Annotated in this window: 13 protein-coding genes; 10 read left to right on the top strand and 3 right to left on the bottom strand. The window is 71.6% G+C overall.

Features of this window, described 5'->3' with window-relative positions; genetic code table 11:
- Positions 1-32 precede the first annotated feature (32 nt).
- Entirely contained in the window at positions 33-746 is a 714-nt protein-coding gene (locus ACZ6TU_RS34230) for an alpha/beta fold hydrolase (protein ID WP_469552764.1), read from the top strand.
- On the opposite strand, the gene ACZ6TU_RS34225 is transcribed toward ACZ6TU_RS34230, so the two are convergent.
- Positions 718-2,433 (bottom strand): alkaline phosphatase family protein, encoded by a 1,716-nt coding sequence (locus tag ACZ6TU_RS34225; protein ID WP_469552820.1) that lies wholly within the window; start codon positions 2,431-2,433, stop codon positions 718-720. The genes ACZ6TU_RS34230 and ACZ6TU_RS34225 overlap by 29 nt on opposite strands.
- A 759-nt stretch (positions 2,434-3,192) precedes the next feature.
- Entirely contained in the window at positions 3,193-4,812 is a 1,620-nt protein-coding gene (locus tag ACZ6TU_RS34220; protein WP_469552762.1) for an acyl-CoA synthetase, read from the bottom strand.
- A 176-nt stretch (positions 4,813-4,988) separates the two neighbouring features.
- Between ACZ6TU_RS34220 and ACZ6TU_RS34215 the strand changes: the two genes are divergently transcribed.
- The 8 genes from ACZ6TU_RS34215 (at position 4,989) to ACZ6TU_RS34180 (ending at position 11,618) form a co-directional block, all read left to right on the top strand.
- Positions 4,989-5,789, top strand: a complete 801-nt coding sequence (locus ACZ6TU_RS34215) for a crotonase/enoyl-CoA hydratase family protein (protein ID WP_467679724.1) — start codon at positions 4,989-4,991, stop codon at positions 5,787-5,789.
- A gap of 18 nt (positions 5,790-5,807) precedes the next feature.
- Positions 5,808-6,758 (top strand): Zn-ribbon domain-containing OB-fold protein, encoded by a 951-nt coding sequence (locus ACZ6TU_RS34210; RefSeq protein ID WP_467679722.1) that lies wholly within the window; start codon positions 5,808-5,810, stop codon positions 6,756-6,758.
- Positions 6,755-7,819, top strand: a complete 1,065-nt coding sequence (locus ACZ6TU_RS34205; protein ID WP_469552759.1) for a thiolase domain-containing protein — start codon at positions 6,755-6,757, stop codon at positions 7,817-7,819. Before ACZ6TU_RS34210 ends, ACZ6TU_RS34205 begins: the two co-directional genes overlap by 4 nt.
- The gene (locus ACZ6TU_RS34200; protein ID WP_469552758.1) at positions 7,816-8,982 is read left to right on the top strand and encodes a thiolase domain-containing protein; all 1,167 of its coding nucleotides are present in this window, start codon (positions 7,816-7,818) and stop codon (positions 8,980-8,982) included. The genes ACZ6TU_RS34205 and ACZ6TU_RS34200 overlap by 4 nt, the downstream gene beginning before the upstream one ends.
- Before the next feature lie 82 nt (positions 8,983-9,064).
- Positions 9,065-9,307: a DUF397 domain-containing protein gene (locus tag ACZ6TU_RS34195; RefSeq protein WP_467679717.1), complete on the top strand. Its 243-nt coding sequence runs from the start codon at positions 9,065-9,067 to the stop codon at positions 9,305-9,307.
- 185 nt (positions 9,308-9,492) lie between these two features.
- Entirely contained in the window at positions 9,493-10,392 is a 900-nt protein-coding gene (locus ACZ6TU_RS34190) for a universal stress protein (RefSeq protein ID WP_467679715.1), read from the top strand.
- A 39-nt stretch (positions 10,393-10,431) separates the two neighbouring features.
- Entirely contained in the window at positions 10,432-11,061 is a 630-nt protein-coding gene (locus tag ACZ6TU_RS34185) for a CGNR zinc finger domain-containing protein (protein ID WP_469552755.1), read from the top strand.
- Between the two features lie 59 nt (positions 11,062-11,120).
- Complete coding sequence (locus ACZ6TU_RS34180; protein WP_399416154.1) at positions 11,121-11,618, top strand: hypothetical protein; 498 nt, start codon at positions 11,121-11,123, stop codon at positions 11,616-11,618.
- A 72-nt stretch (positions 11,619-11,690) separates the two neighbouring features.
- On the opposite strand, the gene ACZ6TU_RS34175 is transcribed toward ACZ6TU_RS34180, so the two are convergent.
- Complete coding sequence (locus ACZ6TU_RS34175; RefSeq protein ID WP_469552753.1) at positions 11,691-12,830, bottom strand: aminoglycoside phosphotransferase family protein; 1,140 nt, start codon at positions 12,828-12,830, stop codon at positions 11,691-11,693.
- A 234-nt stretch (positions 12,831-13,064) separates the two neighbouring features.
- On the opposite strand from ACZ6TU_RS34175, the gene ACZ6TU_RS34170 reads away from it, so the two are divergent.
- Entirely contained in the window at positions 13,065-14,558 is a 1,494-nt protein-coding gene (locus ACZ6TU_RS34170) for a DNA-binding protein NsdB (protein ID WP_467679709.1), read from the top strand.
- The last annotated feature ends 4 nt before the right edge of the window (positions 14,559-14,562 follow it).

Below are 14,562 nucleotides of genomic sequence, written 5' to 3'. Positions count from 1 at the left end.
CCTGACGAGGAGCCCTCACTACGGTGTCCGGCATGGACACCGAACCGCGCACCGTGCGGGCGAACGGCATCACCCTGGCCTACCGCGTCTGGGGACCAGGGGACGCGCCGCCCGTCGTACTCCTGCACGCCCGCGGGGCCGACGGTGCCGACTGGGCGGAGATCGCCCCCGCGCTGGCCGCCGGGCCCCGCCGGGTGTACGCCCCCGACCTGCGCGGGCACGGCCGCAGCGACTGGCCCGGCGGATACGCCTACGAGGTCATGCGCGACGACGTGCTCGCCTTCCTCGGTGCGCTCGGCGTCACCCGCACCGATGTCGTGGGCCACTCGCTCGGCGGCGCTGTCGCCTGCCTGCTCGCCCAGCACTGCCCGCGGCTCGTACGGCGGCTCGTTCTGGAGGACGTACCCGCGCCCTTCCCGCTGGACCCGCCGCGCCCGCCCGCCGAACGGCCCGGCGGGGACCTGCCGTACGACTGGGCGATGATCCTCGCCACCGACGAACAGCGCAACGCCCCGGATCCCATGTGGTGCGACCACATGGGGCGGATCACCATGCCCACACTGCTGATCGGTGGCGGGGCGACCAGCCTGATCCCCCAGGATCAGATCACCGCCCTCGCCGAGCTGCTTCCCGATGCCCGGCGCGTCACCATCGACGCCGGGCATCTCGTGCACGAGGCACGGCCCGAGGAGTTCCTCGCAGCCGTGGGGGAGTTCCTCAGCCCTGCGGACCGTACGCTGTCATGAAACGGTCGCGGAACTTGTCCATGCCCCAACGGGGCGCGTCCGGGGCCGGCTTGAGGCCGTCGGTCCAGCCCCAGTCGGCGACCCGGTCCAGCACCTTCTTGTCGCGGGCGACGATCGTGACCGGCACGTCCTTGCCGGTGTCCCCGGCGGTGACCGTCGGCACCGGCTGGTGGTCGCCGAGGAAGACCAGCACCGTGTCCTCGTCGCCGTAGCGCTCGACCCACTCGGTCAGGCTCCGGATCGAGTACTCGATGGCTCGGCGGTACTCGGTGCGCACCTTCTCCGGGTCCTTCCAGACCTCCGTGGGGTTGGTGCCCTCCTTCTTGATCCGGTGGAACACCGAACCGTCGCCGAGGTCCTCCCAGTCGATCATGCGGGCGATGGGCGACCAGGGGTTGTGGCTGGAGGCCAGGATGACCTCCGCCATGATCGGCTCACGGTCCTTCTTGCCGTGCTCCAGCCGCTGGAAGGCCTCCATGCTGAACTGGTCGGGCACGGGCGTCCAGCTGAAGTACGGGCCGTGGTAGCCGAGGTGCTCGGAGTCGTAGATGTGGTCCAGGCCGAAGTACTTCCCCTCCGGCCAGGCCCGGCGCACGCCGGGGACGATGCCGACGGTCCGCCAGGCACCGGTCTTGCGGAAGTAGTTGGTCAGCGTCATGCGGTCGCTGGTGGTCAGGCTGCGGTACCGCTGCTGATTCTTGATCCACAGACCGGACAGGAAGGTCGAGTGGGCGAGCCAGCTGCCCGCGCCGGTCACCGGCGACTGCAACCAGCCGCTGCGCGACTCGAACCCGGCCGACTTGAGCGAAGCGGTGCCCTCCTTCAGCACGGCGTCGGTCTGCTTCGCCATCGCCGGGTCGTCGATCGCGACCCGGCCGTAGCTCTCGATGAAGGTGAACAGGACGTCCTTGCCGCGCAGCCCCGTGAGCAACTGGTCCGGCGGCGTCTTCGCGAAGGCGTCCACGGCAGCTTGCTTCTGGAAGACCCGCGCGTCCTTCAGACCGGCGCGCACCTGGTCCACGCGATTGCCGAGGAACTCCGCGTTGCCCTTGGTGGCGATCGGCACGGTGCCGATCTGCACGCCCAGAGTCATACAGGTGATCCACGCCGTGCCGAGGATCAGCGTCGTACGGGCGGCGACGGGACGGTGCCGGACCATCAGGTTCGTCAGCCGTACCACGGCGAGCGTCGTGAGGACCAGCACCGCGACGAGCAGCACGATCACCCCGATCACGGACAGCACCTGGCCGGTACGGCCGAACGTCTCCCTCAGGAAGTCCGTGGCGTTCTCGATGAGAATCCAGTCCAGGACCAGGTCGAAGGGCCGGGCCAGCACCTGGTAGAAGCCCATGTCGACGAACTTCAGGACCGTGACCAGCCCGAGGAACACGCCCGAGACGACCGCCATGATCCGCCGGTACCTCGGCGGCAGCGCGAGCAGCAGACCCGCGAGCAGCACGCCCTCGGCGGGGATACGGACGAACGAGGCGAACTCGATCCGCTCGATCCGGTTCGGCAGCAGCAGCGCGAACACCACGAGCGCACCGGCCAGCACGGTCGTCCCCACGCTGACGCCGCGCGCCGCACGCGGATGGCGACGCCGCCATCCGAACCAGCCGGGCCTGTCCCGGTCCGACGCCGCGACGGCCGCCGCAGGCGGCTCCTCCTCGACGTCTGCTTCCTGCACGCCGGCGTCGTCGCCTTCTTCGCGCGCGGCAGGGGCATGGTCGGGGTGCGTCGCGGCGGTGCCACTGTCCGCGTCCGCCGCGGCTGTGCAGCCGTCCTTGTCCGCCGGGGTCGTGCCGCTGTTCGGTTCCGCCGTGCCGGCGTCGCTGTCCGACTCTGCCACGGCTGTGTCGCCGTCCGTGCCTGTCGTGGCCGTGTCGCTGTCTGGTTCCGTCGTGCTGGCGTCGCCGTCCGGGCTTGCCGTGCCGGCGTCGCCCCCCGGGCCTGCCGCGTCTGTACTGCTGTCGGGTTTCGTCCTGCCGGCGTCGCCGTCCGGCTCCGTCGGGGCTGCGTCGCTGTCCGACTCCACCGCAACTGTGTCGCCGTCTGCGTCCGCCAGGGGCGTGCCCCTGTTCGGTTCCGTCGTGTCGGCGTCGTCTTCCGGGCTTGCCGTGCCGACGTCGCCCTCCGGTTCCGCAGGGACCGCGTCGCCTCCGTTCCGCTCCGCCGCGTCCGCGTCCCCGTCCGACTCCGCCGCGGCGATGTCGCTGTCGGAATCCACTCCGGCCGTGTCACCCTCCGACCCCGCCGCGCCGGTGGCATCATCCGGTTCCGCCCCGCTCCCGGTCGTGCCCGTTTGCTGTTGGGAGCGAGTGAAGAGCGACACCCGGTGGTCCTTCCGTGCGGTCTTGCTAGGCATGGCAAACAGAGCCCGGTGACCGGGCCTGCCACCACCAGTACGTCCGCACGTCACCTTAGGTTCAATCGACCGGCCGGAGAATCACCCGTCCGCCGCCACGGCCACCTCCCGCGCCCAGCGATAGTCCGCCTTGCCGCTGGGCGACCGCTGGACCGACTCAGTGATCACCAACTGGCGCGGGATCTTGTAACCGGCGAGCCTGTCACGGCAGTGTGTCTGGATGTCCTCCAGCGACGGGCGCGCCGCACCCTCGCGCAACTGCACCACGGCCGCCACATGGTGGCCCCACTGGGGGTCCGGAACCCCGGCCACCAACGCGTCGTAGACGTCCGGGTGGGACTTGAGGGCCTGCTCGACCTCCTCCGGGTACACCTTCTCGCCGCCGGTGTTGATGCACTGCGAGCCGCGGCCGAGAACGGTGACCACACCTTCCTCGTCGACGGTGGCCATGTCGCCGAGCAACACCCACCGCTCGCCGTCCTTCTCGAAGAACGTCTCGGCGGTCTTGGCCGGGTCGTTGTAGTAGCCGAGCGGCACATGTCCGCACTGGGCGATCCGGCCCAGCTCACCGGCCGCCACCGGTTCGTACGTGGCCGGGTCCACCACCTGCGTGCGGGCGTTGACCCGGACCCGGAAGCCCCGCTCGGGGCCCGAGTCCTCGGTCGCCGTCCCGTTGAAACCGGACTCCGACGAGCCGAAGTTGTTCAGCAGCATGGCGTTCGGCACCAGCTCCTGGAACTGCCGGCGCACCGTGTCCGACATGATCGCGCCGGACGACGACACGCTGAACAGCGACGAGCGGTCGATGTCCCGCAGCGGACCGCTCAGCGCGTCGATCAGCGGCCGCAGCATCGCGTCCCCCACCAGTGAGATGCTGCTGACCTTCTCCTTCTCCACCGTCCGCAGCACCTCGTCGGGCACGAACTTGCGGTGGATCACGACCCGTTGCCCGAAGTTGAAGCCGATGAACGCCGTGAGGGTGGAGGTGCCGTGCATCAGTGGCGCCGTGGGGAAGAAGGTGATTCCCGCGCCGCCGGCCGCGACCCGCTCGGCCAGCTCCTCAGGCTTCTTCACCGGTTCACCGGTCGGCGCGCCCCCGCCGAGCCCCGCGAAGAACAGATCCTCCTGCCGCCACATCACACCCTTGGGCATCCCGGTCGTACCACCGGTGTAGATGACGAACTGGTCATCGGGCGAGCGGGCCGGGAAGCCGCGCTCGGGTGACCCAGCGGCCTCCACCTGTGCGAACTCCACACAGGGCACCGCGGCGGCCCTCGGCGCCGGCGCACCCACCCGGACCAGATGCCGCAACCCCTCCGCCCGGGGCCGCGCCGCCGCCACCCGGTCCGTGAACTCCGCGTCGAAGACCAGCGCCACCAGATCAGCGTCCCGGTAGAGGTACGCCAACTCCTCTTCCACATAACGGTAGTTGACGTTGACCGGGACAATCCTCGCCTTCAGGCAGCCCAGCACCGTCTGGAGGTACTCCACGCCGTTGTAGAGGTGGAGCCCGAGGTGCTCCCCGGGCCGTATCCCGCTGTCGAGCAGATGGTGGCCGACGCGGTTGGCCGCCGCGTCCAGCTTGCCGTACGTCAGGCGGCGTTCCGCGCCCGTGCCCGGATGGTCGACGTACACCAGCGCCTCACGGTCGGGAACCACGTCGACGACCGACTCGAACAGGTCGGCAAGGTTGTACTCCACCGCTCCTCCTGACCCCGGGACGTGCCTGGCATCGGACGGTTCGCCGGTCATCAGAGCAAAGGGCGGTCCAACTGTGAAGGGCTCGCGCGAAGAAATCTGACTGACTGTCAGAAAACCCTTGAAGTGCCTCCCGCCCTACTGCAACCTGTTCTCGTTCCACGAGAGGGGAGTTGGCCATGGGTGGGACGGAACACCTCACCGTGCAGCGCGAAGGCGCCACACTGGTGCTCACGCTCAACAGGCCCGAAGCCAGGAACGCGCTCTCGCTGCCGATGCTCGTCGGCCTCCACGACGGCTGGCTGGAGGCCGACGCGGACGACTCGGTCCGCTCGATCGTGTTCACCGGCGCGGGCGGCTCGTTCTGCTCGGGCATGGACCTCAAGGCCCTCGCCGGCGACGGCATGGCCGGCGAGGAGTACCGCGACCGGCTCAAGGCCGACCCCGACCTGCACTGGAAGGCGATGCTGCGCCACCACCGCCCGCGCAAGCCGGTGATCGCGGCCGTCGAGGGGTACTGCGTCGCGGGCGGCACCGAGATGCTCCAGGGCACCGACATCCGCGTCGCCGGCGAGTCCGCGACCTTCGGCCTGTTCGAGGTGAAGCGCGGCCTGTTTCCCATCGGCGGCTCCACGGTCCGGCTGCAACGCCAGATCCCGCGCACCCACGCCCTGGAGATGCTCCTCACCGGCCGCCCCTACAGCGCCCGCGAGGCCGCCGCCATCGGCCTGGTGGGACACGTCGTCCCCGACGGCACGGCGCTCGCGAAGGCGCTGGAGATCGCCGAACGGATCAACTCCTGCGGCCCGCTGGCGGTCGAGGCCGTCAAGGCCTCCGTCTACGAGACCGCCGAGATGACCGAGTCCGACGGCCTCGTGGCCGAACTCACCCGCGGCTGGCCGGTCTTCGACACCGCCGACGCCAAGGAGGGCGCCCGCGCCTTCGCGGAGAAGCGACCGCCCGTCTACAAGCGCGCTTGACCGAAGGAGCCCTCCGGCATGCCCGAAGTCCTCAAAGCCCCTCTCGTCGTCGAGTTCCCCTTCACCCGCTCGCTCGGTCCCGTCCAGAGCGCCTTCCTGACCGGCCTGCGCGAACGCGTCGTCCTCGGGGTGCGCACCGTCGACGGCCGCACCCTCGTCCCGCCCGTCGAGTACGACCCCGTCACCGCCGAGGAGATCCGCGACCTCGTCGAGGTCGCCCCCACCGGCACGGTCACCACCTGGGCCTGGAACCACGCCCCCCGCCGCGGCCAGCCCCTCACCACCCCCTTCGCCTGGGCCCTGGTCCGCCTCGACGGCGCCGACACCGCCCTGCTGCACGCCCTCGACGCCCCGGGCCACGACGCCGTGCACACCGGCATGCGCGTCCGCATCCGCTGGGCGGAGGAACGCACCGGCGCCATCACGGACATCGCCTGCTTCGAGCCGTACGACGGCGCCCGGGCCGAACCAGCAGGGCACACGGGCGAGTTCGAAGACCCGGTCACCGGCATCGTCGCCGCCGCCCGCCTCGACTACACCTACTCGCCCGGCCGCGCCCAGACCGCCTACATCAACGCCCTCTCCGGTCGCCGGACCGTCGGCGAGCGCTGCCCCGCCTGCCGCAAGGTCTACGTCCCGCCGAGGGGTGCGTGCCCCACATGTGGGGTGGCCACATCCGAACAGGTCGAGGTGGGACCGCGCGGCACAGTGACCACGTTCTGCATCGTCAACATCAAGGCTTCACATACAGCGAATCTCGACATCGAGGTGCCCTACGTCTACGCCCACATCGCCCTCGACGGCGCCGACCTCGCCCTGCACGGCCGGATCGGCGGCATCCCGTACGACGAGGTCCGCATGGGGCTGCGGGTCGAACCGGTGTGGACGGAAGGCGCCCGCTATCCCGACCACTACCGGCCGACGGGCGAACCGGACGCGGACTACGACACCTACAAGGAGTTGCTGTGACGAGCGCACGGGGGGACCGCCGGATCGCCGTCGTCGCCTTCGCCCAGACCGTCCACCGGCGCACCAGCGAGGAGCTCTCCGAGGTGGAGATGCTCATGCCGGTGCTGCACGAGGTTCTCGACCGGACCGGCCTGAAGACCGCCGACATCGACTTCACCTGCTCCGGCTCCAGCGACTACCTCGCCGGCCGCGCCTTCTCCTTCACCCTCGCTCTCGACGGCGTCGGCGCGTGGCCCCCGATCTCCGAGTCGCACGTCGAGATGGACGGCGCCTGGGCCCTGTACGAGGCCTGGACCAAACTCCTCACCGCTGACGCCGACACCGCCCTGGTCTACTCGTACGGCAAGTCCTCGCCCGGCTCGGTCCGCGACGTCCTCACCCGCCAGCTCGACCCGTACTACGTGGCACCCCTGTGGCCCGACTCCGTGGCGCTCGCCGCCCTTCAGGCCCAGGCCCTCATCGACGCCGGCGACACCGACGAACCCGCCCTCGCGGCCGTCGCCGCCCGCGACCGTGAGGCGGCGTCCGCCAACCCGCACGCGCAACTCAAGGAGCCCGTGGCACAGGGGGAGTACCTGGTACGGCCCCTGCGCACCGGCGACTGCCCGCCCATCGGTGACGGGGCCGCCGCCGTCATCCTCGCGGCGGGCGACCGGGCCCGTGAACTGTGCGCCCGCCCCGCCTGGATCCGCGGCGTCGACCACCGCATCGAGGCACACGGCCTCGGCGTGCGCGACCTGACCGACTCGCCCTCCACCCGCCTGGCCGCCGAGCGGGCCGGCGCCTTCGAGCGGCCCGTCGACACCGCCGAGCTGCACGCGCCCTTCACCGCGCAGGAGGTCGTCCTGCGCAAGGCCCTCCGCCTCGACGACGGCGTCGTCGTCAACCCCTCCGGCGGTGCCCTCGCCGCCAACCCGATCATGGCCGCCGGTCTCATCCGCGTCGGAGAAGCCGCCGCCCGCATCCACCGTGGCGAGTCCGACCGCGCCCTTGCCCACGCCACGTCCGGCCCCTGCCTCCAGCAGAACCTGGTCGCCGTACTCGAAGGGGAGCCCCGATGAGCAAGGAGCCCGTGGCCGTCGTCGGCATCGGCCAGACCAAGCACGTCGCGGCACGCCGGGACGTGTCCATCGCGGGACTCGTCCGGGAGGCGGCCCGACGGGCTCTGGACGACGCAGAGCTGACGTGGGCCGACATCGACGCCGTCGTGATCGGCAAGGCGCCCGACTTCTTCGAGGGCGTCATGATGCCGGAGCTCTACCTAGCCGACGCGCTCGGCGCCGTCGGCAAACCGATGCTCCGGGTGCACACGGCGGGCTCGGTCGGCGGATCCACCGCGCTCGTCGCAGCGAACCTCGTCGCGGCCCGCGTCCACGGCACCGTCCTCACCCTCGCCTTCGAAAAACAGTCCGAGTCGAACGCCATGTGGGGCCTGTCCCTGCCCATCCCCTTCCAGCAGCCCCTGCTCGCCGGGGCCGGCGGGTTCTTCGCCCCGCACATTCGCGCGTACATGCGACGCAGCGGCGCGCCCGAGACCATCGGCGCCCTCGTCGCCCACAAGGACCGGCGCAACGCGCTGAAGAACCCCTACGCCCACCTGCACGAGCACGACATCACCCTCGACAAGGTCATGGCCTCGCCCATGCTGTGGGACCCGATCCGCTACTCGGAGACCTGCCCCTCCTCCGACGGCGCCTGCGCCATGGTCCTCACCGATCGCGCCGGAGCCGCCCGGGCGCCGCGACCACCCGCCTGGATGCTCGGCGGCGCGATGCGCAGCGAACCGACCCTCTTCGCCGGCAAGGACTTCGTCTCCCCGCAGGCCGGCCAGGACTGCGCGGCCGATGTCTACCGGCAGGCCGGTGTCACCGACCCCCGCCGCGAGATCGACGGAGCCGAGATCTACGTCCCGTTCTCCTGGTACGAGCCGATGTGGCTGGAGAACCTCGGCTTCGCCGGCGAGGGCGAGGGGTGGAAGCTCACCGAGGCGGGCGTGACCGAACTCGACGGGGACCTGCCCGTCAACATGTCGGGCGGCGTGCTGTCCACCAACCCCATCGGTGCCTCCGGCATGATCCGCTTCGCGGAGGCGGCGCTCCAGGTGCGCGGACAGGCCGGGGAACACCAGGTGGACGGCGCTCGCAGGGTTCTCGGACACGCCTACGGCGGCGGTTCGCAGTTCTTCTCGATGTGGCTCGTGGGAGCCGAACCCCCGGACTCCTGAAAGGTCCCCCTCACGTGCCCTGTTGGCCATGGGACGCGATCGCTAGGCTGGCCGCGGACGACGAACCGGGAGGAGCACGGACGTGGCCGAGACCACCACCCAGCAGCGCCCGCTCACGGGCTGGGACAAGCCGGAACTGGACCTCACCAACGCAGCGTGGCAGTCCAGCAGCCGCGGCCTGGGCGATGTCCAGATCGCCTTCGTGGAAGGCTTCATCGCCATGCGGAACAGTGCCCGCCCGGAGAGCCCCTCCCTGATCTTCACGCCCGCCGAGTGGGGCGCGTTCGTGTCGGGAGCACGGGAAGGGGAGTTCGACCTCACCTGACGCCACGCCGTGCGACCTCGAGCGCGGCACCAAGTGAACCGTCCCTGAGGGCCGTGACCCGACGGCCGATCCAGGGGTGTTCCGTCCGCATTTCCGGACACGCGACCTGAGACGTCCTCCCGGGGCCCGCGCCTGAGCCAGGCTGGCCCCGGGGGCACGGTCGTATCCCGGAAGGCGAGGAACCCATGAGCACCCTGCCGGTCATCGCGGCGGTCGACGGTTCGGACCACAGCCTGCGCGCACTGGAGTGGGCCCTCGACGCGGCGCGCCGGCGTTCGGCGCCCCTGCGTGTGGTGCACGTACGCCAGTACGCCCACTGGGCGCAGCCCGAGGTGCTCGCAGCCGGACCGCCGGACCCGCAGGACGACCCGGTGCTCGACCGGGTCCGCGCCCAGCTGGAGGGCCTCGACGGCCTGCCGGAGACGGAGTACCTCGGCCTGGAGGGCGCGCCCAGCGCCGTCCTGCCCGAACAGGGCGCCTCCGCCCAGCTGCTGGTCCTGGGCTCCCGGGGCCGTGGCGGCTTCGCCAGCCTGCTGCTCGGCTCCAACGGCATGGCGGCCGCACGCGACGCCGAATGCCCCGTCGTGGTGGTGCCCCGGCCGGGACGCGACGTTCAGGAGACTCCGGCCGGCCCCGGTCGGCGCGTGGTCGTCGGCCTGAAGGTGGACGGCCCCGACGAGGCCACACTCGAGTTCGCCTTCGCCGAGGCCGCCCGGAGCGGCGCCCGGCTCCAGGCGGTCGCCGCCTACCCGTGGCCCGCGCAGCCCTGGATGACGCCCGGCGAACTGCCCCCGCCGATCGTCGACCAGAACGTCATCGAGGACGAGACCCGGATCCTCGCCGATGGCTTCCTCGCCCCGTACCGCGAACGGCACCCCGACGTCCCGGTCGAGCCCGTCGCGGCGGCGGGCGACGCCGCAGGACACCTCGTGGCTGCCTCCCCGGGCGCCGACCTCGTCGTCGTGGGTCGCCACCGCCGGCACCTGCTGGCACCCGCCCGCATGCTGGGCTCGGTCACCCACGCCGTCCTGCTGCACGCCGCGAGCCCCGTCGCGGTCGTCCCGCCGGCACCGCCGGAGGACTGACCCCGCTTAATGGATATCGGCATGCCTATCATTAGACTCATGCGGGAACCGATCAGCAGGGACGCCCGGCTCGCCCTGGACCTCGCCCTCACCCTCCGGCACGACGGCAACGGCGGTGTGGCCGACGACCTGACCGACCCGGCGGGCCTGACCGCCTGGGTCCGGGCACACCCCGAGGTCCTCGACAGGGAGCGGCGAGCCGACGGCGAAGGCGGGGGCGACGCCGGTTTCACCGCCGACGCCGCGCAGCTCGCCGCCGTCCGAGACCTGCGGGCCGCCGTCCGCGCGCTCTTCGCCCGCGCCGTGCGCCCCGGCGAGCCGAGCCCCGCCGACGCGGCCCGTCTCCTGCCCGTACCCGAAGCCGTACGGCGCCTCAACGAGGCTGCCGCCCGCACCCCCACCGTGCCCGTCCTGGACTGGCCAGAGGGTGCCGGACCCGACGTCCGCCGGCAGCCCGTACGCGGCGGCGACGATCTCACGGCAGTCCTCGCACACGTCGTGATCGCGTTCCTCGAGAGCCCCGACCGCGACCGGCTGCGGGCCTGCCACGCGCCCCGCTGCGTGCGGTACTTCCTCAAGGAGCACCCGCGCCAGGAGTGGTGCAAACCGTCCTGCGGCAACCGCGCCCGGGTGGCCCGCCACCACCAACGGCACCGGACGACGGCGTAGGGCCGATCGGGTCGCCGCCCTCCCGACACTTCGCAGGCCGGGCCACGTACCATGGCGGCATGTCGTTCCTCCGCCGCCGCAGCGCCACCCCCGCCGGGCCCGACTTCGACGTACTGGCCATGGACCCGGGCGACTGGCCCGGCAACCTCGGTGCGGGACTGCTGCCCGCCCCCGACGGCACCTGCCAGGGCGTCTTCCTGCGCTACGACCTGTTCGGCGGCCGCGGCCCCGCGATGATCATCGGCAACCTGCCGGAGGGCTCCCCGGCCCGCGAGGTCCCCGAGGGACAGGTCCCCTTCGAGGTGGCGCAGCTGCTGCTGGCACTGGAGAACGACGAGGAGGTCACCGTCGTCGGCACCGAGGACGTGCCGGTGATGCAGGGCGACAACCTCCTGATCGTGCGCCGCGTCAAGCTCTCCGAGGGCCGCATCTCCTGCGTGCAGTTCGACCGCAGCGACAACGTCCTGGTGACCATCGCGGCCTGGGACCGCCCCATCACGGACGACCTGTACACCCTCCTCAAGCCACTGCCCGCGGAGCTCTTCCAGCAGGGCTGAACCCGGCGGCAGCCCGCACACGAAAGGGCCGCTGTGCGCCTGTCCAGGCACACAGCGGCCTCTTCGTCCCCGTCAGCGAGTGCCGACCGCCGCGCGCACGGCCCGCCGGGCCAGCTGACAGTCGTCGTGCAGCCGCCGCAGCAGCAGCCGCTGCTCCTCGCCGGACGGCGCAGCACCAGGATGGGCCGTACCCGGTGCCGCCGGGGTCGTGTCGTGCATCGAACGCTGCACGGCCGTCTCGTACGTACGGATCTCCCGGGTCAGCACCAGCATCAGGTTCACCAGGAAGGCATCCCTGGACGCCGGGCCCGCCGACTGGGCGATCTGGCTGATCTGGCGGCGGGCCACCGGTGCGTCCCCGAGCACCGACCACAGCGTCGCCAGGTCGTACCCCGGCAGATACCAGCCCGCGTGCTCCCAGTCCACCAGCACTGGACCGGCCGGTGACAGGAGGATGTTCGACAGCAGTGCGTCGCCGTGGCAGAACTGGCCCATGCCCTGCCGCCCGGACGCCTGCGCGATGCCGTGCAGCAGCTTCTGGAGATCACCCAGGTCCCGGTCGGTGAGCAGGCCGAGCTCGTGGTACCGCGAGATCCGGGCCGCGTAGTCCAGCGGGGCGTCGAACGTGCCCGCCGGCGGTCGCCAGGCGTTCAGCCGGCAGATCGCGCCGAGTGCCGCCCTGATGTCCGCCCGCGGCGGCGCCTCGGCCGGGTGCCGCTGGAGCGTCGCCACCCGCCCCGGCATCCGCTCGATCACCAGGGTGCAGTTGTCCGGGTCCGCCGCGATCAGTCTCGGCACCCGCACGGGAGGGCGGTGCCGGACGAACGACCGGTACGCCGCTATCTCGTGGCGGATCCGCTCGGACCAGGCGGGGGAGTGATCCAGTAAACACTTGGCGACGGCCGAGCTGCGACCGGTCGTACCGACCAGGAGCACAGCCCGTCCGTTGCGGCGCAGGACCTGCACCGGGGCGAACTCCGGGCAGATGCGGTGCACCGACGTGATCGCCGTGCGCAGCTGCGCGCCCTGGGGGCCGGACAAGTCGAGTCTCCCGCTGAGGGGTTGGGTGCCGAGTGCCGCGCCGCGCCGTGCCCTGCCCGCACCGAGCACGGGGGCCACCGGCCGCGCGGGGGCGAGGTAGGGGCCGCTGTCCGTGGGACGGGGGTGCAGCGACCGGGGCGGTGCGGACACGGAGGACGATGCTGCGTACATGGGCGAGACAGATCCCTTCGTGTGCCTGCGACGACAGCGCACCACCCGGCCCGGACTCCCGGGAGCACCCTGGGGAATGTCCCTGCGGCGACCGGGTCGGGGTGGCGCGTTCCTACCTGACACCCGATGCCCAGTGGCACACCATCTGGCGCACCCTGGCGAACCCTGGCGAATAGTCGCCCGGCAAGTCTCCCCGGGCTACTGTCAACTCAGCCGAGAACCTGGGGGCTTGACGTGAGCGGACAACCCAACACCCGGCTGGCGGACCTGTTCGGCCTGGCCGGCTGGTCCAAGGGCGAACTCGCGAGGCTGGTCAACCGGCAGGCGGCGGCCATGGGCCATCCCCAGCTGGCGACCGACACCTCCCGGGTGCGGCGTTGGATCGGCATGGGAGAGATCCCGCGCGATCCGGTGCCGCAGGTGCTGGCGGTTCTGTTCACCGAGCGTCTCGGCCGTGTCGTGACCATCGAGGACCTCGGTCTGGTCCGGCACGGGCGTGCGGGGAAACGGCAGGGCGGCGGGAGTGCGGAGTCTCCCGACGGAGTGCCGTGGGCGCCCGAGCGGACCGCCGCGGTCCTCACCGAATTCACGGGAATGGACCTCATGCTCAACCGACGCGGCTTGGTGGGCGCGGGCGCCGCGCTCGCCGCGGGATCCGCACTCAGCAGCGCCATGTACGACTGGCTGCACACCGACCCGGCCCTGGCTGCCGACGCTCCCGACCTCGATCATCCCCTGCACGCCGACCCCGCTGGGTTCGACCGCTACGAGGCCGCCCCCATCGGGTCGCAGGAGATCGAGGAACTGGAGCGCTCGGTCGAGGTGTTCCGCGCCTGGGACGCCGCCCGCGGCGGCGGGCTCCAGCGCAAGGCCGTGGTGGGCCAGCTCAACGAGGTCGGCGGCATGCTCGCCTACCGTCACCCACCCCATCTCCAGCGGCGCCTGTGGGGCGTCGCCGCCAACCTGGCCGTCCTCGCGGGCTGGATGTCGCACGACGTCGGCCTGGAGCCCACGGCCCAGAAGTACTTCGTCATCGCCGCGCACGCGGCCAGAGAGGGCGGGGACCGGCCACGCGCGGGCGAGGCACTCTCCCGTGCGGCCCGCCAGATGGTGCACCTGGGCAAGCCGGACGAGGCCCTGGACCTGATGAAGCTCGCCACGTCCGGCTCCGGCGACGACGTGCTGCCCCGCACCCGGGCGATGCTCTGCACCATCGAGGCCTGGGCACAGGCCTCCATGGGCAAGGGCCAGGCCATGCGCCGCACGCTCGGGCAGGCCGAAGACCTGTTCGTCTCCGACAAGGCCGACGTGCCGCCGCCGGACTGGATGCAGACCTTCAAGGAGGAGGACCTCTACGGCATGCAGGCCCTGGCCTACCGCACCCTCGCCGAGTTCGAGCCGGGCGCGGCCGCGCATGCCCAGCACTACGCGGAGAAGGCGCTGGCCCTGCGGGTCGACGGCCGGCAGCGGTCGAAGATCTTCGACTATCTGTCGATGGCCTCTGCGTGCTTCATCGCGGACGACCCCGAACAGGCGGACCGGTACGCGCGACTGGCCCTGGTGTCGATGGGCTCCAACTCCTCCCACCGCACCTGGGACCGGCTGCGCCAGATGTACCGGCTCACCGCCCAGTACTCCGGTTACCCGAAGATCCAGGAGCTGCGGGAGGAGATCAAGCTCGCCCTGCCGAAGACGAAGGGCAGGGGCGGCAACAACGCACAGGCCTGAGTTT

The organism is Streptomyces sp. NPDC052064 (assembly GCF_055585925.1).
This window is presented reverse-complemented; position numbering and strand designations above follow the sequence as displayed.

Coding starts and splice junctions, on each gene's coding strand:
- ACZ6TU_RS34230 (WP_469552764.1), top strand. CDS start 33: ATGGACACCGAACCGCGCACCGTGCGGGCGAACGGCATCACCCTGGCC.
- ACZ6TU_RS34215 (WP_467679724.1), top strand. CDS start 4,989: ATGGGTGGGACGGAACACCTCACCGTGCAGCGCGAAGGCGCCACACTG.
- ACZ6TU_RS34210 (WP_467679722.1), top strand. CDS start 5,808: ATGCCCGAAGTCCTCAAAGCCCCTCTCGTCGTCGAGTTCCCCTTCACC.
- ACZ6TU_RS34200 (WP_469552758.1), top strand. CDS start 7,816: ATGAGCAAGGAGCCCGTGGCCGTCGTCGGCATCGGCCAGACCAAGCAC.
- ACZ6TU_RS34190 (WP_467679715.1), top strand. CDS start 9,493: ATGAGCACCCTGCCGGTCATCGCGGCGGTCGACGGTTCGGACCACAGC.
- ACZ6TU_RS34185 (WP_469552755.1), top strand. CDS start 10,432: ATGCGGGAACCGATCAGCAGGGACGCCCGGCTCGCCCTGGACCTCGCC.
- ACZ6TU_RS34180 (WP_399416154.1), top strand. CDS start 11,121: ATGTCGTTCCTCCGCCGCCGCAGCGCCACCCCCGCCGGGCCCGACTTC.
- ACZ6TU_RS34175 (WP_469552753.1), bottom strand. CDS start 12,830: ATGTACGCAGCATCGTCCTCCGTGTCCGCACCGCCCCGGTCGCTGCAC.